Raw genomic sequence first — 25,337 nt, 5'->3', positions numbered from 1 at the left:
GCGCGGCGCCGCGGTTCAGATGTCGGAATCGTTCTTTCATCTCTTATCCCATGTGGTGTACCCGGTCTTCATCGCGCTCGGACTGGCCGCCGCGCGTAGCCTGGGCATGGTCTTCATTTTTCCGGCTTTCAACCGGCTCGGGCTGAACGGCACGATCCGCACCTCGGTCGCCATCGTGCTGTCGCTGCCGGTGTTGCCGTTGGTGCTGGCGAGCTACGGTCAGACGCAGTTCACGGTGCTGTTTCTCGCCGGGATCGTGATCAAGGAAATGCTCATCGGGCTGGTTATCGGCCTGCTTTTCGGCTTGCCGTTTTGGGGGGCCGAGGTCGCCGGATCGCTTATCGATCTGCAGCGTGGATCGACCATGGCGCAGCTGCTTGACCCGAACGCGGTGACCCGGGCCGGGCTCACGGCGACGCTGCTGAGTATTTTGATGGTCGCGCTGTTTTTTGCCTCGGGCGGTTTCGACGGTCTGCTCGATGTGCTGTATCGCAGCTATCATCTATGGCCGATTTTTCAATTCGGCCCCTCGCTGGATCAAGACGCGGCGATGGCGGTGCTGCATATGCTCGACCGGATCATGTTCATCGGTGTGCGCATGATGGCGCCGCTGGTGATCGCCGTGCTCGCGGGGGACCTGGCGCTGGCGTATCTGGCGCGCATCGCGCCCAATCTGCATGTATTCTCGTTGTCGCTGGCGCTCAAAAATCTGGTGTTCGCGGTGCTCATGGTGATCTATATCATGTTTCTCATGCCGCGGATGATCGAGGATCTCGGTTCGCTCGGCGCGGCGTTCGCCGAACTGAAGCAATTCTCCGGTAGCTGATCGGATGAGCGGTCAAAAAAACGACAGCGAAGAAAAAACCCTGCCGCCGTCGGAGCGCAAACTTAAGAAAGCGCGCGAGAAAGGACAGGTCGCCAAGAGCCGCGACGCCACCACGGCGGCCGTCATGGTCACCTGCACGCTATATATTTTTATCGTGGTGCCGGACACCGTCGCGCGCATCGAACACCTGCTGGATCAGGTTTCACGATTATACGATCAGCCGTTCGCCACGCTGTGGCCGCAGATCGTGGCCGCGGGCGTGAATATCGGCATTCATGCGGTTTGGCCGTTGGTCCTGATCATTGCGCTCGCGGTGGTGGTGGTCAACATCGGGGTCATGCGCGGCATGGTTTTTTCCGGCGAGCCGATCGTACCGAAACCCGAAAAGATCAACCCCGTTGAAGGGTTCAAGCGCCTGTTCTCGCTGCGTCAGGTGATCGAGTTCGTCAAATCGCTGGTCAAGATGACGGCGTTGCTGGCGGGGCTGGTCATCGTGTATCGCATCCACTTGCCGGAACTCATGCAGTCTTCGCTGTGCGGCGCCAGTTGTATACGGGCTACTTTTTTCGACTTGATGAAGCCGCTGGTACTCACCGCGTTGTTCGCATTCATCATCGTCGGGGTGCTCGATATCTTTATGCAAAGGTGGCTGTTCCGGCGCGATCAACGCATGTCCAAGACCGAGCAGAAGCGCGAAACCAAGGACGAAATGGGCGACCCGACGTTCAACCGCGCGCGCCGCCAGAAACGCAAAGAAACGCTGACCTCGGGCAAGACCGGCCTGCGCAACGCCTCGATTGTGATCGGGGATCGCGACGAGTGGGTGGTGGGCATTCGCTATGTCGCCGACGAGGCCGGGGTGCCGTTCGTGACCTGCAAGAGCGCGCCCGAGCGGGCCAACGGCATGATCGTCGAAGCGAGCCGCTATCGCCTGCCGATGGCCTATGACGGCCGTCTTGCCGCGCAAATCGCCGATGGGGCCGCGCCGGGCGACCCGGCGCCGCAGGAAACCTTTCAGGATATCGCCAATATATTGATGGCCGCCGGGCTGCTGTAAACGATCGCAGGCCACGGCCGTCTCGGCTGCCGCTTGAAAAGCATTGCGGGCTGGCCAATCATCGGTTTGGCCATTTCGCTGTTTCCCACGGTCGATGCCCGGCATGTCCACGACTGCTGAAACACGACGCCGGCGCGTCGTTTTCTTGGCGCTGGTTCTGATTACGCTCGTGTTCGCCGCGGCCGCGCTGGCGGTGCTGTTCGCGGCCGGCGGGGTAACGCCTTGGGAATGGGCCGTGGGGCTCGGCTTCGGGCTCACCATGCCCTATACCGTGATCGGTTTCTGGAACGCGTTGATCGGGGTCTGGCTGCGTCATCGGCGGCCGGCGGTATTGGCCGCCATGCCCGGGGTGGCGCCAATTCGCGACCACGGGCCCGTGCCGCGGCTACATTGCGATACGGTGTTGTTGATGACTCTGCGCAACGAGGCGCCGGCACCGGCCTTCGCGCGGCTGGCGAGCATGCGGGCCTCGCTGGCGGCCACCGGCCGGCTGGCGCGCTTTACGTTCGCGGTGGCCAGCGACAGCGACGACCCGAAGATCATCGAGGCCGAAGCCCGCGCATTCGCGGATTTTTGCGCGCGCAAAGCGCCCGGCGAGCCGGAGCCGATTTATCGGCGGCGTACCGGTAACCGCGGCTACAAGGCCGGTAATATCGGCGAGTTTCTGGATGCCTACGGCGCCGATTTCCGTTATTTTCTGCCGCTGGATTCCGACAGCCTGATGTCGGGCGAGACGATCGTGCGCCTGGTGGCGGTCATGGAACAGCGGCCCGAAATCGGTATTCTGCAGAGCCTGGCGGTCGGTATGCCGAGCGCCAGCGGCTTCGCGCGCATATTTCAGTTCGGTATGCGCCACGCCATGCGTAGCTTCACCGCCGGGTCTGCATGGTGGACAGCCGACTGCGGCGCGTACTGGGGCCACAACGCCGTGGTCCGCATAGCCCCGTTTCGCGCTTATTGTCGTTTGCCGGAGTTGTCCGGCGGTCCGCCGCTCGGCGGCGCCGTGCTCAGCCACGATCAGATCGAGGCCGCGTTCATGCGGCGCGCCGGCTTTGAAGTGCGCGTTGTGCCGGTCGAGACCGAAAGTTACGAGATCAATCCGCCCACGCTGCTGGATTTTATCCGCCGCGAGCTGCGCTGGTGCCAGGGCAATATGCAGTATCTGCGCCTGCTCGCCACGCCGGGGTTAAAGCCGGTCAGCCGGGTGCAATTGCTGCTCGCGATCGGCATGTATATCGCGCCGGCGGCCTGGATCGGCATGATCGGCGCCACCTGCGCCGGCGCGTTGGCGGGTGGCTTTCGTATTCAGGATTGGACGCTGGGCATGGCGCTGTTTGGCGGTGTGTTCCTGTTGGCCGCGGCGCCCCGGCTCGCCGGAGCGCTCGATGTATGGCTGTCCGAGCAGGGCACGGCGCGCTACGGTGGCACCGGCGTGTTCGCTGTTTCGGTGCTGGTGGAACTGGTGTCGTCGATGCTGGTGGCGCCTATCGTGGCGTTGTCGATCACGTTGTTTTTGATCGGCCTGCCGTTTGGAAAACACATGGGATGGCACGGCCAGAACCGAGACCGGCTGGGCATCGCGTGGCGCGATGCCGCCGTGGCCTTGGCGCCGCATACGCTGACCGGGATCGTAATCGCGGCCGGCCTGTGGTGGGTCGGCGGGCCGACGGCCGTGGTCTGGGCCGCGCCGGTGATCGCCGGTCTGGCGTTGGCCGCTCCCTATACCGTGCTCAGCGCCGACCCGGCGCTGGGCCGCGGCTTGGCGCGCCTCGGGCTGTTCAGCGTTCCCGAGGAGTTGCGTATGCCGGCAGTTTTATTCACTCGGCGAGAAAATAGCTGACTGTCCCGTCGGCCGAGCGGCGTCCCGCCGGAGCCGTACTAACGCTGAATTATGCTGCCGTCGTCGTCGTACAGCGGGTAGCTGCCCTGTTCGTCGTGGTCTTCGGGGCCGACCAGCGACGGCGAGAAGGCGCATAGCACGGTCATGCCTTTTTCACTGGACAGGATGTGCTGCTGGTGCTTGTCCAGCGCATATAGCGTGCCCGGCTTCAAATCCCATTTGCCGCCTTCGGTCAAGTCCTCGATCTGGCCCTCACCCTCGATGCAAATCACGGTTTCCTTGTGATTTTTGTACCACATATGTAGGGCGCATCCGGGTTTGATCACTGTTTCGTGAAACGAATGGCCCATGCCATCGGCGCGCAGCGTGTAGCGGCGGCTGATGAATTTTTCTTCGTCGACTTCGGTGTTTTCGGCGTCCTTATGGGTGCGGATGATCATAAAAGCCTCCTCGGCGATTTTAAACAATCAAGAAGCGGCGAGGATGGCTGAGGCTGAAAGCGGACGAAATCCGGGTTTGTGCGTAGCATAAACGCCGGAGCTAGCCTTCGGCGGCCGACGGCCCAAAGCAAAGCGGCAGTTGCGCGCGAAACAAGCTGCCGCGTCCGGATGCCGAATCGATTTCGAGCTCCGGATCGCGCGCCCGCGCCTCGGCCTGGTCGTGCAGCCGAACGCAGGGCAGTTCCGGAAAATTGGGATATTGTCGTAAAACTCGTCTCGTGAAAGCGCCTCGACGAGCGTGACCTCGCCGGAGGCGGCGACCTCGTCGCGCCATTGCGCCAGAATGCTGTAAGTTTTAAGGCCGTAGATAAATGAACTTTCGACTACGCTTCAGGCCGCGGCGAGGGCGCAACGACGGTACCGCCGCGTCATCAGGGTTGGTGGCATTCGGCCGCTGGCTGCGCGGGCCAGACGTCGTCACCGAATCGTTGCAGGTGGTCAAGGCCGTGGTGGCCAGCACGCTGGCTTGGTGGCTGGCCGTGCATTGGGAGCACACGTCGATGCCGTTTCTGGCCCCGTGGACGGCGCTGCTCACGGTGCACGCGACCGCGTACCGCTCGCTCACGAACGGCGTTCAGATGGCCATTGCCTCGACCATCGGCGTGCTGGTGTCGTACCTGATCGGGCATTTTCTGGGCGTGAACGTCTTCACCATGGCGCTCGCCCTGCTGGTCGGCGTGAGCGCGCCGTATATCGGCGCGCTGCGCCAGCAGGGCGTGGCGATCGCCACCACCGCGCTTTTCGTGCTCGGCGGCGGCTGGACCGGCAACGAGGTGATCCTGCTGGATCGCCTCGAAGAAGTCTTTCTGGGCGTGGCGATCGGGGTCGGCGTCAATTTGTTGCTGATTCCGCCGGTGCGCCACCGGCAGGCCGCGCGCTATGTCGATAGCATCAACCGGCGGATCGGCCGGATCATGATCAACATGGCCGATGAGTTCTCCGACTCGTGGGACACCGATCGGGCCAATGCCTGGCTCTCCGAAACGCTATCCATTGATAACGAACTCGATTCGGCGTGGAAAACGGTGCGCTTTGCGCGCGAAAGCTCGCAGTGGAACCCGCGGGTTGCCATGGCCCGGTTCCGCAAGCCCGCAAGCCTGCGCGAACAACGCCGCCAAACCGGCCGCGAGGCCAGCTACGAGGATATTCTCCAGCGCACCGGCGAGGGCATTTCCCATCTGCGCAACATGGTGCGCACCGTGCGCGAGGCCACCTACGAGGACAGCCGCTGGGACGACGACTTTCGCAACCGCTGGGCCACCCTCGTCAAGGACGCCGGCCACGCAATCGCCGACCCCGACGCCGAGGTCGAGCCCATCGGAGACCGATTGAATGCGCTGGCCCGAACGATGAGCGCCGCCCACGACCTGCCGAACAAATACTGGCCGGTTTACGGCGCCTTGATCACGAGCATGCGCCACATCGCCCTGATCATCGACGACGTCGCCTCGGCCCGCCGGGCCCGCGAGGCCGATCGCGAAAACCCCGGCGCCTGAGCGGGCCGGGCCGGCGGCGCCATCGTTCGCGCTAAACACGGTCGCCGTCGTTGCCGGCGAAGCCTCGTAGCATAAGAGCCGGACAGGCGTCAGCCCCGGCTGCTGGCAGGCGTTGAAACAGCCGGATATTGGCTGCTCCGGCCAGATCAATCATCGTTCTGGTTGTCATGTCGGGTATATTTCGGCCACCGTTGCTGCACCCATCGTGCGCGGCGTTCTTTTGTCCGCGACATCCGCAGCCGGTTGTTTGCAGCAAGCGGGGCGCCGCTGCCGCGTAACCGCGGCGCCTCCGGCGCAATACCGAACGAGCCTCGCCGTAAGGCGCGGCGCCCTTGAGATTGTCCAGGAAACGCAATGTCGAGCAACAACCCGAACGACTCCGACTTAAGCCGGGCCGAAATCCTCTGGAAGGCCGCCGACGCCCTGCGCGGCCAGATCGACGCCGCCGAATACAAGCACGTCGTCCTCGGCCTGCTGTTCTTGAAATACATCTCCGATGCGTTCGCGGCGCGCCGGGACGAGCTCAGGGCCGAACTGGAAGCCGACGGCATCACCGGTGCCCAACTGGAAGGCTTGCTGGAAAGCCGCGACGAGTACACCGCCGAGCGGGTGTTCTGGGTGCCGCCCGAGGCACGCTGGCAAAACCTGCAGAACCAGGCCACGCGGCCAGACATCGCCACCCTGATCGACGATGCCATCCTCAGCGTCGAGCGCGACAACCCCAATCTCAAGGGCAAGTTGCCGCGCGACTACGCCCGCCGCGGCATCGCGCCGGAAAAGATGATGGGCCTGATCGACCTGATCGCCGACATCGGCTTCAAGGGCAGCCGCAGCCGCGCGCGCGACACCCTGGGTCGGGTCTACGAATATTTCCTCGGCAAGTTCGCCCAGGCCGAAGGCAAGCTCGGCGGCGAGTTCTTCACCCCGCGCTGCATCGTGCGCCTGCTGGTGGAAATGCTGGAACCCTACGACGGCCGCGTGTATGACCCGTGTTGCGGCTCGGCCGGCATGTTCGTGCAGTCCGAGCGCTTCGTCGCCGCGCACGGCGGGCAGACCACCGACATCTCCATCTTCGGCCAGGAATCCAACCCCACCACGTGGCGGCTGGCGCACATGAACCTCGCCATCCGCGGCATCGAGGCCAACCTTGGCCCGCAGCCGGCCGATTCCTTCCTGCGCAACCTGCATCCGGATTTGAAGGCCGACTACATCCTCGCCAATCCGCCGTTCAACATTTCCGACTGGTCGGCCAAGCTGCTGGAAGGCGACGTGCGCTGGCGCTTCGGCACGCCGCCGGCCGGCAACGCCAACTATGCCTGGATTCAGCATTTCATCCATCACCTCGCGCCGCCCAACGGCCACGGCGGCGGCGTGGCCGGCTTCGTCATGGCCAACGGCTCGCTGTCTTCAAACAGCGGCGGCGAAGGCGCGATTCGCCAGAAGATCGTCGAAGCCGATCTGGTCGACTGCATCGTGGCCCTGCCGGCGCAGCTCTTCCTGACCACCGGCATCCCCGCTTGCCTGTGGTTCCTTACCCGCGACAAGACCGGCAGAAACCTCAAGCACGGCGGCCGCAACCGCGCGGGCGAAACCCTGTTCATCGACGCCCGCAAGCTCGGCACCCTGCAGACCCGCACCCTGCGCGTGCTCACTGGCGGCGACGATGGTGAAACGTTGTTGGCCGATGGCATGGGCGAACCGAACCCCGACACCGACATCGGTCGCATCGTCTATGCCTATCGCCAGTGGCGCGGCGAGCCCGCCCCTGAATGGTGGAGCGAAAACGATCACGGTGGCTGGTACTACGAGGACGAACCCGGTTTCCGCAAGGCGACCACCATCGAAGGCATCGGCAAGCATGGCTTCGTGTTGACGCCAGGACGCTATGTCGGCGCAGAAGAACAGGAGGACGATGGCGAGCCGTTCGAGGAGAAATATCCACGGTTGCTGGCGGAGTTGGAGGCGTGCTTCAGTGAAGGCGAGCGGTTGATGGGGTTGGTGCGAGCCAAGATGGAAGAGGTTGGCTCGAATGGCTGAGTGGCGTGAATCGACATGGGGCGATGAAATCTCGCTTGAGTACGGGAAAGCCTTGCGCGACTACTCCAAACTCGTTGGCGAAGTCCGCGTATTCGGTGCGAACGGCCCGATTGGTTGGACTGCCACGCCTCTTGCACCCGGTCCCGGCGTCATCCTTGGTCGGAAAGGCGCCTATCGAGGTGTCCAGTACTCGCCCGATCCATTTTTTGTAATCGACACTGCGTACTATTGCTCACCAAAGACCGATCTCAACATGCGGTGGTTGTACTACGCGGTCATTCACCACCAACTCGGTCAAATAGACGACGGCTCCCCAATCCCGTCAACAACTCGTGCGGCTGTTTACCCTCGCGAACTTGCCGTGCCTCGCCCAGACGAACAGCGCGCCATCGCCGGTGTCCTCGGCGCGCTGGACGACAAGATCGAGCAGAACCGGCGCACGGCGCAGGCGTTGGAAAAGCTGGCGCGGGCCATCTTCCGCGCCTGGTTCGTGGACTTCGAGCCGGTCAAGGCCAAGGCCGCCGGGTCCACCAGCTTCCCCTCCATGCCCCAGCCCGTCTTCGACGCGCTGACCACCCGCTTCACCGATTCCGCCATCGGCCCCGTCCCGGAAGGGTGGGATGTGAATCGCCTGTCGGATGCCTTTGAAGTGAACCCCAAGCGTTCGCTTCGCAAAGGCATGGTTGCGCCTTACCTCGACATGAAGAGCATGCCAACGACCGGGCACGCTCCGGTTTTCTGGGGCGAGCGTGAGTTTGTTTCGGGCATGAGGTTCCAGAATGGTGACACGCTGGTGGCTCGCATCACGCCATGTCTGGAGAACGGCAAGACGGCTTTTGTCGACTTTCTGGCTGACAACGAGATTGGCTGGGGGTCAACGGAATACATCGTGTTGCGCCCGCGTACGCCTCTGCCGCCGATTTTCGCCTATTGCCTTGCACGAACCTCAGAATTTCGTGACTTCGCCATCCAGAACATGAGCGGCACCAGCGGGCGGCAACGGGTCTCTGCGGCAGCGATGGATTATTACCTTCTGGCAGTTCCGCCGGAAGATCCCGCTATGGCATTTGCAAGCGTTGTCGAGCCGATGTTTGACAGTATCCGGTCAGGAGTGAATGAATCCCGCAAACTCGCCCAAATGCGCGACTACCTGCTCCCCAAACTCCTGAGCGGCCAAATCCGCGTCCGTGATGCCGAGGCGCAGGCCGCCACGGTGGCGTAGCCGTGTTCCCCGTCATCCGCATCCGCTCATCGCGGGCCGAGGCGCTGGAGGACTTGGGCAGCAAGGCCAAGTTCTGGTATCGCGACGACGATACGTCCATGCTGTTCAAGGCCGAGGAACGCGGTACCGGCGAGGACTGGGCGGAGAAAGTGGTCTGCGAGTTGGCCGCGCTGCTGGGCCTGCCGCATGTGCAGTACGAGTTGGCACGAGATGATGACCGCGACCAGCCGGGCGTCATTTGCGCTTCGCTGGCGCCGCCGCCCTTGTCGCTGGTGCATGGTAACCAGCTGTTGCTGGCGCTCGACCCTGAGTACCCGAATGGGCCGGAGCGGCACTATCACTGCCGAGAGCACACGGTGGATGCGGTTTTTGACGCAGTGCGGTTGCTGGATCCGCCGTCCCGGGCCTGGTGCAGCGATTTGCCGGCGGTGGTGATGCGGGCAGAGGATACCTTTGCCGGCTATCTGATGCTGGACGCCTGGGCGGCCAATCAGGATCGTCACCATCAAAACTGGGGCGCCGTGTGGAATGGCGAGCATTTTTCTCTGGCGCCCAGTTTTGACCATGGCGCGTCGCTGGCGCGTAACCTGTCCGATGAGGAACGTTCCGAACGGCTCACCTCGCATGACCGTGGTCGTCGGATTCCGCACTTTGCCCGGCGTGCGCGTTCGGCCCTGTACGCGGCTGTATCGGCAGGCAAGCCGTTGCCCACGCTGGAGGCCTGGCGCGCGTGGGCCGAACGGGTGCCGGAGGCGGCCCAGACATGGCAAGGGCGGCTGGCCGGCGTTTCGGAAGACGCGCTACGCGAAATTCTGAAACAGGTGCCACCGGATCGAATGTCGGCCATTTGCCGTCAATTTACGCTAAACTTGTTGATTGAGAACCGGCGACGGATACTGACGTCGGAGGAGCCATGAACACGACTGTTTTCATTGCGTGGCGCAGCGGGGGCATTGAACGCGGGGCCTGGTCGCCGGTGGCGCGCCTTGAGTACGCTCAAGGCGAATATCGCTTCGTTTATACGAAAGGCGCCCGCCTGTTGCCGGGGTTTCACCCGTTCCCCGGCATGGGCGACCTGCAAAGCGTATATCGGTCGCGCGCCCTGTTTCCGATGTTGACCAATCGTCTGCTTTCCCGGTCGCGTCCGGAGTATGAGGCGTGGCTGACCTGGAGTGGTTTTGATCCGAAAAACCCACCCGATCCGTTGGCGGTATTGGGTGTGACCGAAGGCATTCGCCAGACCGACGCGCTGGAAGTATTTCCCATGCCGGTTGCCGATGCGCAAGGCAATTACGCGACGCGCTTCTTCCTGCATGGGCTGCGGCATGCCTCGGCCCAAGCCCGTGAACGATTGACCGGGCTGCGCGCGGGTAATGTCCTGCGCGTGGAGCTGGAAGACGCCAACGAATACGATCCGCACGCTGTTGCCGTTCTGGATGATGGCGTGCAGCCGCTGCGGCTGGGCTACGTGCCGCGTTACCTGGCGCGCGACGTGCGCGGGTTGGTGGCGCGCAATGGCGTGCAGTCCATCGATCTGCGCGTGGCCCGGGTGAACCATGGCGCACCGTTGCAGATGCGGCTGCTGTGTACCTTGCAGACGCCGTGGCCGCGAAATTTCGCGCCCTGTGCGGGGGCCGAGTTCCAGCCGATTGCGGAGGCTGCGCACCCGGTACGGGCTGCCCATGGTGCATGAACAGGAGGTGGAGCTGGCGGCGCTGGGGCAGCTCTGTGACGCCGGGTTCGACCTGCGCCACGGCCCCGAGCTTGGCCCGGATGCGCCGGGCGCGGAACGTGCGACGCACGCCGAATGCCTGCTCACGACGCGCCTTGCCGTCGCGCTGCAACGCCTGAATCCTGATCTGCCGCATGACACGCTCGAAGGCGTAGCGCGCACGCTGGCGCATCCGCCGCACCCGACGCTGATCCAGAACAATCGTTGGTTCCACGGCTTGCTGGTCGATGGTGTGCCGGTAGAATACCGAAACGCCAAAACCGGCGAGATGCGCGGCGATCGCGCCCGCCTGATCGATTTCGACAATCCGGCGGCCAACGACTGGCTGGCGGTGCGCCAGCTCACCGTCACGGGCGCGTCCAACAAGCATATTCGCCCGGATCTGCTGCTGTTCCTGAATGGCCTGCCGTTCGTGGTGATCGAGCTGAAAGACCCGACAGACGAGCAGGCCGATCTTGGCGTGGCCATCGACCAGCTCAAGCGCTACATGGACAGCGCGCCCGACCTGTTCGTGCCCAACGTCCTGTGCGCGGCGTCGGACGGCCTGTTGACGCGGGTGGGCTCCATCACCGCCGGCCCCAGCCGCTTCATGCCGTGGCGGCCGCTGGCCGATGACGGCGGCGCGTCGACGCTGGAAGCGCTGATCCACGGGCTGCTGGAACCGCGCGCGTTGCTCGATTACCTGCGTTCCTGCGTCACCTTCGAGGAAGACGAGCGCGGCGACATCGTCAAGAAGATCGCCGGGTATCACCAGTTCCGCGCCGTGCGCAAGGCGCGCGCCAGCGTGCTGGCGCACTTGAAGCCCGAGGGCGACGGTCGCGGCGGCGTGATCTGGCATACGCAGGGCTCGGGCAAGTCGCTGACCATGCTGATGCTGGCCGGCGCACTGATTCGCGAGCCGCGCCTGGCCAATCCGACGGTGATGATGATCACCGACCGCAACGATTTGGATGACCAGCTGTTCGATACCTTCGCTGCTGGTCGCGCGCTGCTGCGCCAGCCACCGGTGCAGGCCGCCAGCCGCGAGCACCTGAAAGACCTGCTCGATCGCGCCGCCGGAGGCGTGGTGTTCACTACCATCCAGAAATTTGCCGAAGCCCACGGCGTGATTTCCGAACGCGGCAACGTGGTGGTGATGGCCGACGAGGCCCATCGCAGCCAATACGGCTTCGTCGAGGGTGGGGCGCGCTGGATGCGCGAGGCATTGCCCAATGCCACCTTCGTGGGTTTCACCGGTACACCGCTGGAAGGCGACGACAAGAACACCATTCACGTGTTCGGCGAGTACGTCGACGTCTACGACATCCGTCAGGCGGTGGAGGACGGCGCCACCCGGCCGCTGTATTACGAGTCGCGCATCGTCAAGCTGCGCGTGGACGATGAGGGCGCCCGCATCGCCGAAGACGAGCTGGAATACGTCGTCAACGCCGAGCGCGACGGTAAGGAACCCGAGAACAGGTTCAGCGTGCCGCTCGAAACGCTGGTCGGCGCACCCGAACGCATCGATCGCGTGGCCGCTTTCATCGTCGACCATTGGGAAGCGCGCCGCGCCGCTATGGAAGGCAAGGCCATGGTGGTGACCATGAGCCGCGACATCGCCGCGCGTTTGTATGAAGCCATTCGTGAACTGCGCCCGGACTGGCACGACGGCGACGACGAGCGCGGTGCCATGAAGGTGGTGATCACCGGCAGCGGCGACGATCCGGAGCCGCTACGCAGCCACGTGCGTACCAAGGCCGCCCGCAAGCGTCTGGCGGAACGCTTCAAGGACCCGGCCGACGAACTGCGGCTGGTGATCGTCTGCGACATGTGGCTGACCGGCTTTGACTGTCCGCCGGCACACACCCTGTATCTGGACAAGCCGCTGGCCGGTCATAACCTCATGCAGGCTATAGCGCGCGTGAACCGCGTGTATGGCGACAAGCCCGGCGGGCTGATCGTGGATTTGCTGGGGCTGGCCGACCAACTGGCCGATGCGCTGGCCATCTATACCCAGGCCGGTGGTACCGGGGAAGCGGTGCGGCAAGTGCAAGGCGAAGCCGTGCCCGCCATGCAGGCCGCGTTCGAGAAGCTGCGCGACTTTTTCCACGGCTGCGATTATGCGGCGGCGCTGGATGCTGAACCGCAGAAGGTGCTGCCGATTTACCTGCGCGCCATCGACCACGTTCTGGGCCAGAACGACGGCTGGCAGCGCTTCCGCGCGCTGGTGAAGGAGCTTTCGACCGCGTTCGCGCTGGCCGTGCCGCGGCCGGAAACCACGGCAATCACGCCGCATTTGGCGTTCTTCCAGCGCTGCGCGGCCATGATCCGCAAGCGGTTGGCCGACGATGACGGACGCCACGTTACCCACAGCCGGCAACGCGACGTGGACGCCGCCGTACGGCAAGTCATCGGCGGCGCGGTCGATGCCGACGACGTGATCGACCTGTTCGCGGTGGCGGGCCTGGAAGAAGCCCGCTTGGACATTCTGGGCGACGACTTTCTCCAGCGCGTGGCTGCCCTGGAACAGAAAAATCTGGCGCTGGAAACCCTGCGCAAGCTGCTCAACGACCAGATTCGCGTCACCGAGCGCAGCAATATCGTGCAAAGCCGGAAGTTCCGCGAGGCGTTGGAGGACGCCATGCTGCGCTACACCAACAAGGCGATTTCCACCGCCGAGATGATCGCTCGCTTGATCGACCTGGCGAAAAACCTGCGCGCAGCGAAAAAACATGGCGAAGAACTCGGTCTGAGCGTCGAGGAAACCGCGTTCTACGACGCGTTGGCCGACCACGAATCGGCGCGTGAAGCGATGCAAAACGACACCTTGCGTCTGCTGGCGCGCGAGTTGACCGAAATGGTCAAAAAGATGCCCAAGCTGGACTGGGCGCAACGCGAGTCGGTGCGGGCGACGCTACGGCGCAACGTGCGCCGAATGCTGGCCCGGTACGGTTATCCGCCCGATCTGGCGGAAGGTGCGACGCGACTCGTATTACGCCAGGCGGAACTTTCGACGGCGAATGCAGGGTAGCGGACGGTTGCAACACGTGCCGTGGGCAAGCGCACAAAAATAACAGCGCCCTCAGCTACGCCATTTCGCCCACATCTGGCGGAACGATTCGCGCACGATATGCGCCGATTCCGGGTCGCCCTTGGCCATCGACGACATGAAGCTCTTGGCCTGCTCGAAGCTGATATGCGGCGGCAGCGGCGCCACTTCGGCATCGGTATAGGCGTTGATCACCACCGGCCGATCGGCCGCGAACGCCTCGCGCCAGACGCCCTCGATCTGGTCGGGCGATTCGATCCGCAGGCCGGTCAGCCCGAGCAGCTGGGCGTACTGGTCGTAGGCGAAGTCGGGCAGGTCCTGCGAGGTTTCGAACTTGGGGTCGCCCTCCATCACCCGCTGTTCCCAGGTCACCTGATTGAGGTCGCGGTTATTGAGCACCAGCACGATGGCGGTGGGGTTGGCCCATTCCCGCCAGTATTTGGCGATGGTGAGCAGCGCCTGGTTGCCGCTCATCTGCATGGCGCCGTCGCCGATCATGGCCACGCCGGGGCGATCCGGATGGGCGAGCTTGGCGGCGGTGAGATAGGGCACGCCGTTGCCCATGCTGGCCAGCCCGCCCGACACCGAGCCGATCATGCCGCGTCGGATCTTGAGATGGCGCGCGTACCAGTTGGTGGCCGAGCCGACGTCGCAGGTCAGCATGACGTGGTCCGGCATCTGGCGGGACAGCTCGGCGAACAGCGCTTGCGGGTTGACCGGATCGGCCGCGATCTGCGCGCGCTCGGCCAGCGTATTCCACCAGTCGCGGGTTTTCTCGATCAGCTTGTTCTGCCAGTCGCGGTCGGTCTTGCGCGCCACGCGCCGGTTCAGTTCGGCGAGCGTGGCCTTGGCGTCGCCGGCCAGGTTCACTTCGGTGGGATAGCGCAGGCCGAGCGCCTCGGCGTCGATGTCGATCTGCACGCCGCGCGCCTGGTCGTCGGCCGGTAGGAACTCGGCGTAGGGAAAGCGGGTGCCGACCATCAGCAGCGTATCGCAGCCGGCCATCATGTCGGCGCTGGGTTCGGTACCGAGCAGGCCGACCGTGCCGGTCACATAATCGACGTCGTCCGGGATCATGGTCTTGGCCAGGATCGCCTTGGCGAGGCCGGCGCCGAGCGTATCGGCCAGCGCCAGCACCTCGTCCACCGCGTCCTTGACCCCGGCGCCGGCGAGGATCGCCACGCGTTTGCCTTCGTCGAGGATCTTCGCGGCCGCGTCCAGATCGGCTTCTCGCGGCGTGGCCACGGGCGCGCTGTAGCCGATGCCGGAAAACGTCGCGCCGTGGGCGGCCGGCGGCTCTTCCATCGGCGCGTCCTGGATATCGGACGGCACGATGATCGCGGTCACCGCGCGCTTGGCCGTAGCGATACGCATGGCCTGGTCCACCAAATGCCGCGCCTGACGCGGATCGGCGATCATGTGGATGTAGTTGCTGGCGACGTCCTTGTACAGCGAGATCAGGTCGATCTCCTGCTGATAATCGGTGCCGAGGCTCATGCGCGCCTGCTGGCCGACGATCGCCACCGCCGGCACGTGGTCTTTCTTGGCGTCGTACAGGCCGTTGAGCAGATGGATCGCGCCCGGCCCGGAGGTGGCGATGGCCACCCCCGGCGTGCCGGTAAACTTGGCGTGCGCGGCGGCCATGAACGAGGCCAATTCCTCGTGACGCGGCTGGATCAGGCGCGGGCCGTGCTCGGCCCGGCGCAAACCGGCCATCACGCCGTTGATGCCGTCGCCGGAATAGCCGTAGCAGCGGGTTACGCCCCAGGCGTGCAGGCGCGCGACGATGAAGTCTCCGACGGTCTGGGACATGGTTCACGGTATGATCGAATAATGTCTGCCACGGTATAAACAACGGCGGAGTAACCCAATCCGGAACTATCCTGACGCTTGGCCCGCGCGGTGACGCCTGACGGCGACATGCGTGCAAATACGGGCTTTTACTAGGCGCGGCTACTGTTAGTTTAGGTACACGCCTATAAAGCGGAGGATGCAATGGAACCGCAGGTACATATCGTCGACGACGACGATGCGGTGCGTCGTTCGCTGCGGGTTCTGCTTGATTCGATTCAGCTTTCCAGTATCGAATACCCGACCGGCCGGGCGTTCGTCGAACGCGAACGCGATCTTTGTCCGGGCTGCGTCCTGCTCGATCTGCGGATCCCCGACATGAGCGGGCTCGATATTCAAAAATCGCTGGCCGGCGAAGCGCAGCATCTGCCGGTGATCTTCATGACCGGCTACGGCGATATCGAGGCCTCGGTGTCGGCCATGCGCGAAGGCGCGGCCAATTTTCTGACCAAGCCGGTCAAACCGGAACTATTGCTGGCCGAGGTGCGCGAATCGATCGAGCGCAGCCGCGAAATCCTGGCCGAACAACAGCACTGCGAGAGCGTTCGTGCGCGCATGGCGCTGCTTACACTGCGCGAGGCGGACGTGCTCAAAGAAGTGGTCGCCGGTTGGTCAAACAAGCATATCGCGCGCCGGCTCGGCATCAGCCCGAAGACGGTCGAGCTGCACCGCGCCAACGTAATGAACAAGATGCATGCGGGATCGCTGGCGGAACTGGTGCGGCTGCACCTGACCGCGACCGGCGAGGCGCCGAGCGCATCGCACAATCGCGGCCCGGAACCGCGTCGATAGCCTAATAATTCGATGCATCATTCGGTCTTATCGGCCGGCTCATTGCAAACCGGCAGTTCGAGCACGAAGCTCGCGCCGGCCTCGACATCGGTTTCGGCCCAGAGCTGGCCGCCGTGGCGTTCCGCCAGGGCGCGGCTGATCGACAGCCCCATGCCCATGCCGTCGCGCTTGCTGGTGTCGAAGGCGTTGAAGATCGACGACAGGTTTTCTTGCGGAATACCGTCGCCGGAATCGCGCACCCGCACGCGCACCGCGTGAGCGTGCGTGGTTTCGATATCGATCTGCAGCACGCGCCGGCCGCAATCCGCCATCGCGTCCAACGCGTTGGTCATCAGATTGACCAAAATCTGTTCAATCTGTGCCGAGTTACCGCGTACCGAGGGCCGGTTGGAAGGCGCGCTGAAACGAACGTCCACATCCAGTTGGCGGGCCCGGCGCTCGGCCAGCGCTATGCTTTCCTCGACCACGCGGACCAGATCGAAGCTGCGCACCCGATCCTTGCCCTGACCGATCATATTGCGCGCAGTGGCCACGATATGGTCGGCGCGCTCGGCCTGGTCGGTGATCTGCTCGACCAGCGAGACCAGCGCTTCGTCGTGCCGGGCCGTGCGCAGCAGGCGGGTCAGCGCGTTGGCGTAATTGCCGATGGCGGCCAGCGGCTGGCGCACCTCGTGTGCCAGGCCGGCGGCCATTTCGCCGAGCTTGGCCATGCGCTGGAGATGCGCCATGCGGTCGTCTTCCTCGCCGTCGGCCTTGGACTTGGGCTCGGCGGTCCGGCTTTCAATTTCCTCGAAGACCACGAATATGCCGCGCACCTCGTTCTGGGTAAAGCAAGGCATGGCTCGCAGCCTTAGCCGGTCGGTATCGTCATTCTCCCCGGTGCAATCGAGCTGTACGCTCAGTGTTTGACGGCGCTCGATCGCGTTCGTCAGATATTCGCCGACCGCCGGCGAGCAGACGCCGTCGAAGAAGTCGCCCGCGTTCGCGTCACGATCCGGCTGGCCGAAACGTCGCTTGAACGCTTCATTCGTGATCTCGAAGCGCCTCCCGGCATCGAGATAAGCGATCGCGGGATCGCTGATGCCGGCGAGCAGCTGTAGTTGCCGGCGGGTGGTTTCTGTTTCGGTGCTGTCGTCCATCACCTCGTTCACGGATGGCATTCCCGCATGCTCCTGCCGCGTCGCTATCGACCGGCTGTCGGTCGGCGTGCCTGCCGGCAAGCGCCTGATGTATCGATCATGCATGGCTGACGGCATCGGCTTCCAACTCATGGCCGGATGCCGCTTACTCGGGTAACACCCATCATAAGTGTGACGGAGCCCCCGGCGAATGCGGGTTTTCCCGAGGGCGGTCGCGGTAGATCGCCGGTACTACAAGCCGAAAACCGGTGTTCAGATGACGGGTATCGTTCCCGCCAAACCGATGTCATGAGCAGTCGTAATCCGTACACCGAGTCCAATCGCAGCGAGTCCACCGCCAATCCCGACCTGAACGCGCGCAGCAAGGACGCGGATCTGGAACAGGATCGTCATCGCAATCAGGGCGAGGACCTGCGCACCAACCAGGGCGTGCGCATCGCCGACAATCACAACCAGCTCAAGGCCGGCGAGCGCGGACCGACGTTGATGGAAGATTTCATCTTTCGCGAGAAGATGAATCATTTTGACAACGAACGTATCCCCGAGCGCGTCGTGCATGCCCGGGGTGCGGCGGCCCACGGCCATTTCATGCCCTACGAGAACGCCGCGAAATATTCGAAGGCCGCGGTGTTTTCCGACCAGGCCACGCCCGTATTCGTGCGTTTTTCCACCGTGCAGGGCTCGCGCGGCTCCAACGACACCGTCAGAGACGTGCGCGGTTTCGCCACCAAGTTCTATACCTCGGAAGGTATCTGGGATCTGGTGGGCAACAACATGCCGGTGTTCTTCATCCAGGACGCGATCAAGTTCCCGGACCTGGTGCACGCGGTCAAGCCCGAGCCGCACAACGAGATCCCGCAAGGCCAGTCGGCCCACGACACGCTCTGGGATTTCGTCTCGCTGATGCCGGAATCGGCGCACATGATTCTCTGGACCATGTCCGACCGCGCGTTTCCGCGCCACTATCGTTTCATGGAAGGCTTTGGCGTGCATACGTTCCGGTTGGTCGACGGGCACGGCAAATCGCGCTTCGTGAAGTTCCACTGGAAGCCGGTGGCGGGCACCTGCTCGCTGGTCTGGGACGAAGCGCAGAAACTCTGGGGCCGCGATCCGGACTTCAACCGCCGCGAGATGTGGAGCGACATCGAAAACGGCGATCCGCTGGAATGGGAGCTCGGTATTCAGGTGGTCGAGGAAGAAGACGAAATGAGCTTCGATTTCGATATTCTCGACGCCACCAAGATTATTCCCGAGGAAGAGGTGCCGGTGGAGCCGATCGGCAAACTGGTGCTCGATCGCAACCCGTCCAACTATTTCGCCGAGACCGAGCAGGTCGCCTACAACCCGGCGCATATCGTGCCGGGGATCGATTTCACCAACGATCCGCTGCTCCAGGGCCGGCTGTTTTCCTATCTGGACACCCAGATGATTCGCCTGCAAGGGCCGAACTTCCACGAATTTCCGATCAACCGCCCGGTCTGTCCGTTCGCCAACAACCAGCGCGACGGCATGCATCGGCACACGGTCAATACCGGCCAGGCGGCCTACGAGCCGAATTCGATCGACGACGGCTGGCCGGCCGAGACTGCGCCGGGGCCGAAAGCCGGCGGCTTCGAGTCGGTCAACGAAAAGATCGACGCCGCCAAGATCCGGGCCCGCAGCGGTTCTTTCGGCGATCACTACTCGCAGGCCCGGCTGTTCTGGAACAGCCAGAGCGATGTCGAGAAAGAGCACATCGTCGCGGCCTACACCTTCGAACTGTCGAAGGTCGCCCGGCCGTATATCCGCGAGCGCGTGATCCAGCAGATCCTGCCCAACATCTCGATGGACCTCGCCCGCGGCGTGGGTGAAAAGCACGGCATTTCGGTGCCGGATGCGCCGCCGGCCGAAGAGGGCGAATACGGTCACGGCCGGACCGAGAAATCGCAGGCGCTGAGCCTCATGGCGCGTCTGCCCGGCAATATCAAGCATCGGAAGGTGGCGATCCTGGCGGCCAACGGGGTGGATGCCGGCGAAGTCGCCGAGATCAGTAATCGGCTGACCCAGGGCGGCGCCACGCCGTTGATCATCGCGCCCGACATGGCGCCGGTGGAAGCGGCCAACGGCGAGATGATCGAGAGCGACGCCATGCTCAACGGGCTGCCCTCGGTGACCGTGGACGCGGTGATCGTGCCGGGCGGCGCGGCCAGCGTGGAGCGCCTGGCGCATCTAGGGCCGGCGGTGTACTACCTGCAGGAAGCGTTCAAGCATCTCAAGCCGATCGCCATCGTCACCCAGGCCGAGGAGCTGATGACCAAGGCCTGCTTCTTCCGCATGGCCGAGGGCGTGTTCTGCGGCGAGAACATCGCCGACGTGTTCGACGAGTTCGCGGACGCGCTGGCGCACCACCGGGTGTGGTCGCGTAACTGCGTCGCCAACGATATGCCGGCATGACCGACCGGGCGGGCCGTCCGCGGATACGACATGGGCGGCCCGTTTGGCTGTGGCTGGCACCGTAATAAAGATAGAGCTGAACGTTTGTTGCAGGAGCACCGTTATGGCCGACGATCACGGCAAGGCCGTCAAGAACGACGACCAGTACGAAGCGTTGCGGGAAGAGGGCGCGAGCAAGGAAAAGGCGGCCCGTATCGCCAACGCCGACAACCCCGGCAAGAAGGGCGGCAAGGCCGACCGCTACGAGGCGTGGACCTACGACCAGCTCTACGAAAAAGCCCAGGAAGTCGGCATCGAGGACCGCTCCAAGATGGACAAGGCCCAGCTCAAGCGCGCCCTGCGCTCGCATTGATCGGGCGGCGCCGCGGGCCGGCCGGCCCGCGGGCACGGCAGTCGCTAACGGCGCCGTCCTCGTTGGCGACAGCAGGTTCCGTGCCGCCGGCATCGACCGGCGGCGCGGGCAGAATGGCGGGCGCGGTCTGGGCGATGCGCAGCGGGCGTTGTGGGGTCATTGCATGTCTTCGGAGCGTTGAACGATGTATATCATGCATATCGCGTTGCAAGGCTGCCTGAGAGCGGGCGCCATCGAATACGGGATTACCGCCGATACCGGCGGGCATATTCAATACCTGCTGGCGCTGGTCGCGGCCTCGGCGGCCGATCCCGACATCGAACGCATCGATATCGTGACCCGGGCGTTCGACTGCGACTTCAGCGCGCACGATTATCGTTGCCCGGTCGAGCGCATCGACGACAAGATCACGCTCTATCGGCTGCCCACCGATACGCCCGGCTATCTCGACAAACAGGCGCTGGCCGGCGAGCTCGACAGCTTCACCCGGGCGCTCGGCGAACGAATCGGCCGGGTGATGCCGCGCCCCGACGTGATCCATGCCCACTACGCCGACGCCGCCGAGGTGGCCGCGGGCATCGAGGCCCGCCACGGCATTCCGTTCGTGTTCACCGCGCACTCGCTGGGCCGGGTCAAGCAGGCCTGCACCGATGCGCCGGCCGACGCCGCGCTGGAGCGGCGCATCGCGTTCGAGGAGAACGCCCTGGCGCGAGCCCGGCTGGTGCTCGCCAGCTCGCGCGACGAGGCCGAGGTCCAGTACGCCGGCTACCGCGAATACGACCCCGGCCGTATCCGTGTCCTACAGCCGGGGATCGACGCCCCCCGATTCGCCGCGGGCGCCTCCGGCGAGCGCGTCGCGGCGATGCTCGCGCGCTTTCTCGCCGCACCCGACAAGCCGGCGATTCTGGCGATCGCGCGCCCCGTGTCGCGCAAGAATCTGGCCGGGCTGGTGCGCGCTTTCGGCCAATCGGAGCACCTGCGCGCCAAGGCCAATCTGGTGATCGTGGCCGGCACGCGCACGCGCCTGGCGGCGCTCGAACCCGAGGCCGAGGCCAACATGCGCGAACTGCTGGCCCTGATCGACGATTACGATCTGCATGGCCGGATCGCCTACCCGAAACGGCACGAGACCGCCGACGTGCCGGGCTTCTACGCCTGGGCGCGCGAGCGCGGCGGCGTGTTCGTCAATCCGGCGTTCAACGAGCCGTTCGGGCTGACGCTGCTGGAAGCGGCGGCCGCCGGGCTGCCGGTGGTCGCCACCGATAGCGGCGGGCCCAACGATATCGTCGCGCATTGTCGCAACGGCATGCTCGTGTCCCCGCGCGACCCGCACGCGCTGGCCGGCGCGATCGATACGCTGCTGTCCGACCGGCTGCGCTGGCAGCGCTGCGCGCGGGCCGGCGCGCGCGCGAGCACGGACTACGACTGGCACCAACACGCCGCGCGCTATCACGCGCTGCTGCGCGACCTCGTTTCGGTACCGCGGCCGGCGCCGGTCGCGGCATCCGCGCATCTGCTGGTCTGAGATATCGATCGTCTAGCGGTTCGAGCTGGCGGCACGGGCCGGGAGAACCCTTGTGTCACATTAGGGCCCACCGGATTCCTCCCGATCCCGCCCTGACGATATCTTGAAAACTTCACATGACCGATACGAAACGGTAAGGATTATAGTTATGCAAGCGTCTAATCTAAAAGACCTTTACATCGCTGCGCTGAAAAAAATGCACGACGGTGAGAAGCAAATCGTCAACGCCTTGCCGAGCATGGCGCAGAACGCTACTAACAGCGATCTTCAAAGCGCTTTCCAGGATCATCGCGGCGAAAGTGAAACCCACCAGAGTCGGCTGGAAGAAATCCTGCAGGACCTGGGCGAAGAGGCCTTGTCAAACGAGAACGAGAACGAGGTTGTGACGGCCTTGGTGCAGCAGGGCGAATCCGTGATTCAGTCCGGTGCCGACGAACACGTTCGGGACGCGGCCTTGATCGCCGCGGCCCAGCAGGTCGAGCATTTCGAGATCGCCTCTTACGGCTCGCTTGTCAACTTCGCGGAAGCGCTTGATCGCACGGAAGACGTCGACCGGCTCAAGGAAACGCTCAACGAAGAGAAATCGGCCAACGACAAGCTGAACGATATAGCCAAGAGCGACGTCAATCCGAAAGCGTTGAAGAGCTAACGCAAAACGGGCTTGTACCAACATGTAAAACAAGGATGCAAAAGGAAGATGAAAGCAATCCGCAAATGAACGCGAAAAACGCAAATAAAAACGAATTTTCTTTATTTTGCGTACATTGCGTTTATTTGCGGACTTGCTCTTTTTCTTAGCGGCTATCGCTACATCATTGTGACGGTTGGTATTATTTCTTGACCCCGATCTCGCAATCGAATCTTGCGGGGTCGGGGTTTTTCATTGATACGGTGCCCAAACAAGAGCCCGGGCGGCGGGTCGCGCCGCCCGGGCCGGGTTCACGCCGCGTGTTCGGCGCAGTGGTTGCAGCAATAGACCCGGTCGCCGTGATGGACGCCTTGGCCGATCACCTTGCAGCCGCAGGCCGGGCAGGCCGGCGCCATGCCGTGGATCGCGCACTGGAATGTGTCGAAGGTGTGGGTTTTGCCGTTCTGGGTGACTTCGAAGGCGTGCTCGTAGTCGTTGCCGCAGGTTTCGCATTGAGCCATGAGTCGCTCCTATTGGCTGTTTTGATATCGGGTCAATAAGAATCAATCCGGGGTCAGGACGACCTTCACGCAGCCGTCTTCCTTGGCGTTGAACTGGGCATAGGCGTCGGCGGCCTGGGACAGCCCGTAGCGGTGCGTGATAATAAACGAGGGATCGATCAGCCCCTGCTCGATCGTGCGCAGCAGCGCCGGCATATAAGCGTGCATATGGGTCTGCCCGCTCTTGACCGACAGCGATTTGTTCATCAGGCCATTGAGCGCGAAGCCGTCGATCGGGCTGGTATAGACGCCCGCCAGCGACAGACGGCCGCCCTTGCGGCAGCACTTGATCATCTCGTTGACGGCTTCCGGGTGATTCGGCTCGCCGGAATCCGGATCGCGCCGGACCGCTTCGGGATCGCCGGCGCCGTGCGCTTCGGCGCCCACGCCGTCGACGCAGCAGTCGGGGCCGCGGCCGTGGGTCATATCCTGTAGCCGCTGGTAGACGTCTTCCTGTTCGAAGTTGATCACTTCCGCGCCGGCTCTGCGCTCGGCCAGGTTCAAGCGCTCGGGCACGCGGTCGACGGCGATGACCCGCCCGGCGCCCATCATCCAGGCGCTGCGGATGGCGAACAGCCCGACCGGGCCGCAGCCCCAGATGGCGACGGTATCGCCGGGCTGCACGTCGCAGTTGTCGACCGCCATCCAGCCGGTGGGGTAGATGTCCGACAGAAACAGCAGTTGTTCGTCGGCATAGTCGGATTCGATTTTGAGCGGCCCGACATCGGCATAGGGTACGCGCACGTACTCCGCCTGGCCACCGGGAATGCCGCCGAGCAGGTGCGAATAACCGAACAGCGCCGAGGGCGAGTGGCCCATCGCCTGCGCGGCCTGATCGGCATTGGGATTGGACTCGTCGCAGAGCGAGTACAGGCGCCGGTTGCAGAAGAAACAGTCGCCGCAGGCGATGGTGAAGGGCACCACCACCCGATCGCCGGCTTGCAGATTGGCGACGCCGTCGCCGGTTTCGACCACCTCGCCCATGAACTCGTGGCCGAGCACGTCGCCGGCCTGCATGCCCGGCATGACGCCGTTGTACAGATGCAAATCGGAGCCGCAGATCGCGGTCGCGCTCACTTTGACGATGGCGTCGCGCGGGTCCTGGATTTGCGGATCGGCCACGCGATCGACACGCACGTCATGGGTGCCGTGCCAGGTTAGAGCATGCATACAGGCTCCTAAAAACAAAGTCCGACTCCCAGCATTCAGACAATGCGCGGCCGGCGGCTATACGGCAGTGCGAAGAGGCGCTTACGGGGTTTACCTAGAGGACCGTTGCCCGGCGCGGCGGGCGATAACGGTGCACAGGCTGGGGCAGTCATCGCCGCAAGCGGCTATGTGCTTTCCCGGATCAACTCGGCGGCGTGCGTGCGCGACCATGTTCGACAAGACGTATTTGCGATGAAAGCAAATCGGTTAATGAGTTCACGGTTATGAGTTCGACTTCGACACGCATAGTGATTGTAGGCGGCGGCGCCGGCGGTCTGGAACTGGCGATCCGGCTGTCGCGGGAACGCGAGCTCCGGGTGTTCCTGGTCGATCAGGCGGCCACCCATGTGTGGAAGCCGCGGCTGCACGAGATGGCGGCCGGCGCGCGGCGCGGCATGGTCGACGAGATGGAATACGCGGGGCTGGCGGAGCGCTGGGGTTTTGCCTTCGTGCAGGGCAGCCTGCGCGACGTCGATCCCGAGGCCAAGCGTATCCGGCTCACCGCCATGGCGGATGCCCTGGGGCGGACCGTGGTCGACCCGCGCGATCTGGAATACGACGTGCTGGTGCTCGCGCTGGGCGGCGTCACGCCCGATCTCGGCGTCGAGGGCGTGCTCGATCATGCCTTCATGCTGGACCGGGCCGAAGACGCCGAAAAGCTGTTCCAACGGCTTTCCCTGGCGGCGCTGGAAGCCACCGTCGACGGCAGCGGCGACGACCGCAACGACAAGGGCATGGACGTGGTCATCGTCGGCACCGGGCTGACCGGTGTGGAGCTGTCGGCTTATATCGCCACCGACGCCCAGCCGGCCGCGGTCGCGCCGCGCGATGCCCGCCCGGCGATCCGCGTAACACTGGTGGAGGCGGTCGACGAGTTCATGCCCTCGATGGGCGAGCCCGAGCGCGCCGCCGTGCGCCAACGGCTCGAGGATGTGGGCGTGACTATCCGCACCGGCTGCCAGATCAGCCGGGTCACGCCCGACCACGTCGAAACCGAGGGCGGCGAGCGGCTCGATTCGCAGTTGACGGTATGGGCGACCGGGCGCGTGGGGCCGCCGATAGCCGGCGAGATCAGCGCGCTCGAGAGCAACAAGAAGCGCCAGTGGCGGG

General features: G+C 64.1%; 20 protein-coding genes. 15 read left to right on the top strand and 5 right to left on the bottom strand.

The window, feature by feature from the left end:
- The first annotated feature begins 19 nt into the window (after window positions 1-19).
- From sctT to mdoH, 3 genes are all read left to right on the top strand, one after another.
- Window positions 20-826, top strand: coding sequence for a type III secretion system export apparatus subunit SctT (gene sctT / locus VFJ08_RS06610; RefSeq protein WP_324996405.1), 807 nt, complete (start codon window positions 20-22; stop codon window positions 824-826).
- Window positions 827-830: 4 nt separating this feature from the next.
- Window positions 831-1,883, top strand: a complete 1,053-nt coding sequence (locus VFJ08_RS06605) for an EscU/YscU/HrcU family type III secretion system export apparatus switch protein (RefSeq protein ID WP_324996404.1) — start codon at window positions 831-833, stop codon at window positions 1,881-1,883.
- Between the two features lie 103 nt (window positions 1,884-1,986).
- On the top strand, window positions 1,987-3,723 hold the full coding sequence (mdoH, locus tag VFJ08_RS06600; protein ID WP_324996403.1) for a glucans biosynthesis glucosyltransferase MdoH: 1,737 nt from the start codon (window positions 1,987-1,989) through the stop codon (window positions 3,721-3,723).
- 38 nt (window positions 3,724-3,761) lie between these two features.
- On the opposite strand, the gene VFJ08_RS06595 is transcribed toward mdoH, so the two are convergent.
- A complete protein-coding gene (locus VFJ08_RS06595) occupies window positions 3,762-4,163 on the bottom strand; it encodes an ectoine synthase (RefSeq protein ID WP_324996402.1) in 402 nt (133 codons plus the stop codon).
- A 371-nt stretch (window positions 4,164-4,534) separates the two neighbouring features.
- Between VFJ08_RS06595 and VFJ08_RS06590 the strand changes: the two genes are divergently transcribed.
- The 6 genes from VFJ08_RS06590 (at window position 4,535) to VFJ08_RS06565 (ending at window position 13,720) form a co-directional block, all read left to right on the top strand.
- Entirely contained in the window at window positions 4,535-5,719 is a 1,185-nt protein-coding gene (locus VFJ08_RS06590) for an FUSC family protein (RefSeq protein WP_324996401.1), read from the top strand.
- Window positions 5,720-6,073: 354 nt separating this feature from the next.
- Complete coding sequence (locus VFJ08_RS06585; RefSeq protein ID WP_324996400.1) at window positions 6,074-7,756, top strand: class I SAM-dependent DNA methyltransferase; 1,683 nt, start codon at window positions 6,074-6,076, stop codon at window positions 7,754-7,756.
- Window positions 7,749-8,978 carry a hypothetical protein gene (locus VFJ08_RS06580; RefSeq protein WP_324996399.1) on the top strand — a complete coding sequence of 410 codons (1,230 nt, stop codon included), beginning with the start codon at window positions 7,749-7,751 and terminating at the stop codon, window positions 8,976-8,978. The genes VFJ08_RS06585 and VFJ08_RS06580 overlap by 8 nt, the downstream gene beginning before the upstream one ends.
- A gap of 2 nt (window positions 8,979-8,980) precedes the next feature.
- Window positions 8,981-9,895 (top strand): hypothetical protein, encoded by a 915-nt coding sequence (locus tag VFJ08_RS06575; RefSeq protein WP_324996398.1) that lies wholly within the window; start codon window positions 8,981-8,983, stop codon window positions 9,893-9,895.
- Window positions 9,892-10,671 carry an HIRAN domain-containing protein gene (locus VFJ08_RS06570; protein WP_324996397.1) on the top strand — a complete coding sequence of 260 codons (780 nt, stop codon included), beginning with the start codon at window positions 9,892-9,894 and terminating at the stop codon, window positions 10,669-10,671. The genes VFJ08_RS06575 and VFJ08_RS06570 overlap by 4 nt, the downstream gene beginning before the upstream one ends.
- Window positions 10,661-13,720 (top strand): type I restriction endonuclease subunit R, encoded by a 3,060-nt coding sequence (locus tag VFJ08_RS06565; protein WP_324996396.1) that lies wholly within the window; start codon window positions 10,661-10,663, stop codon window positions 13,718-13,720. The genes VFJ08_RS06570 and VFJ08_RS06565 overlap by 11 nt, the downstream gene beginning before the upstream one ends.
- Before the next feature lie 51 nt (window positions 13,721-13,771).
- On the opposite strand, the gene VFJ08_RS06560 is transcribed toward VFJ08_RS06565, so the two are convergent.
- Window positions 13,772-15,550: a thiamine pyrophosphate-requiring protein gene (locus tag VFJ08_RS06560; RefSeq protein ID WP_324996395.1), complete on the bottom strand. Its 1,779-nt coding sequence runs from the start codon at window positions 15,548-15,550 to the stop codon at window positions 13,772-13,774.
- A 183-nt stretch (window positions 15,551-15,733) separates the two neighbouring features.
- On the opposite strand from VFJ08_RS06560, the gene VFJ08_RS06555 reads away from it, so the two are divergent.
- Window positions 15,734-16,381, top strand: a complete 648-nt coding sequence (locus VFJ08_RS06555) for a response regulator transcription factor (RefSeq protein ID WP_324996394.1) — start codon at window positions 15,734-15,736, stop codon at window positions 16,379-16,381.
- 17 nt (window positions 16,382-16,398) lie between these two features.
- Here VFJ08_RS06555 and VFJ08_RS06550 read toward each other — a convergent pair whose 3' ends face one another.
- On the bottom strand, window positions 16,399-17,541 hold the full coding sequence (locus VFJ08_RS06550; RefSeq protein WP_324996393.1) for an ATP-binding protein: 1,143 nt from the start codon (window positions 17,539-17,541) through the stop codon (window positions 16,399-16,401).
- Between the two features lie 267 nt (window positions 17,542-17,808).
- Between VFJ08_RS06550 and katE the strand changes: the two genes are divergently transcribed.
- From katE to VFJ08_RS06530, 4 genes are all read left to right on the top strand, one after another.
- Window positions 17,809-19,953: a catalase HPII gene (gene katE / locus VFJ08_RS06545; RefSeq protein WP_324996392.1), complete on the top strand. Its 2,145-nt coding sequence runs from the start codon at window positions 17,809-17,811 to the stop codon at window positions 19,951-19,953.
- Window positions 19,954-20,056: 103 nt separating this feature from the next.
- The gene (locus VFJ08_RS06540) at window positions 20,057-20,305 is read left to right on the top strand and encodes a DUF7218 family protein (protein ID WP_324996391.1); all 249 of its coding nucleotides are present in this window, start codon (window positions 20,057-20,059) and stop codon (window positions 20,303-20,305) included.
- A 193-nt stretch (window positions 20,306-20,498) separates the two neighbouring features.
- Window positions 20,499-21,830, top strand: a complete 1,332-nt coding sequence (locus VFJ08_RS06535; protein WP_324996390.1) for a glycosyltransferase — start codon at window positions 20,499-20,501, stop codon at window positions 21,828-21,830.
- Window positions 21,831-21,978: 148 nt separating this feature from the next.
- On the top strand, window positions 21,979-22,479 hold the full coding sequence (locus tag VFJ08_RS06530) for a ferritin-like domain-containing protein (RefSeq protein ID WP_324996389.1): 501 nt from the start codon (window positions 21,979-21,981) through the stop codon (window positions 22,477-22,479).
- Window positions 22,480-22,769: 290 nt separating this feature from the next.
- On the opposite strand, the gene VFJ08_RS06525 is transcribed toward VFJ08_RS06530, so the two are convergent.
- Window positions 22,770-22,979, bottom strand: a complete 210-nt coding sequence (locus tag VFJ08_RS06525; protein ID WP_324996388.1) for a hypothetical protein — start codon at window positions 22,977-22,979, stop codon at window positions 22,770-22,772.
- A 42-nt stretch (window positions 22,980-23,021) separates the two neighbouring features.
- Window positions 23,022-24,188: a zinc-dependent alcohol dehydrogenase gene (locus VFJ08_RS06520; RefSeq protein ID WP_324996387.1), complete on the bottom strand. Its 1,167-nt coding sequence runs from the start codon at window positions 24,186-24,188 to the stop codon at window positions 23,022-23,024.
- A 263-nt stretch (window positions 24,189-24,451) separates the two neighbouring features.
- Here VFJ08_RS06520 and VFJ08_RS06515 point away from each other — a divergent pair.
- The coding region (locus VFJ08_RS06515) for an NAD(P)/FAD-dependent oxidoreductase (protein ID WP_324996386.1) at window positions 24,452-25,337 on the top strand (886 nt) is incomplete at its 3' end.

Source organism: Salinisphaera sp. (assembly GCF_035690525.1).
In the GTDB taxonomy this organism is placed as follows: domain Bacteria; phylum Pseudomonadota; class Gammaproteobacteria; order Nevskiales; family Salinisphaeraceae; genus Salinisphaera.
This window is presented reverse-complemented; position numbering and strand designations above follow the sequence as displayed.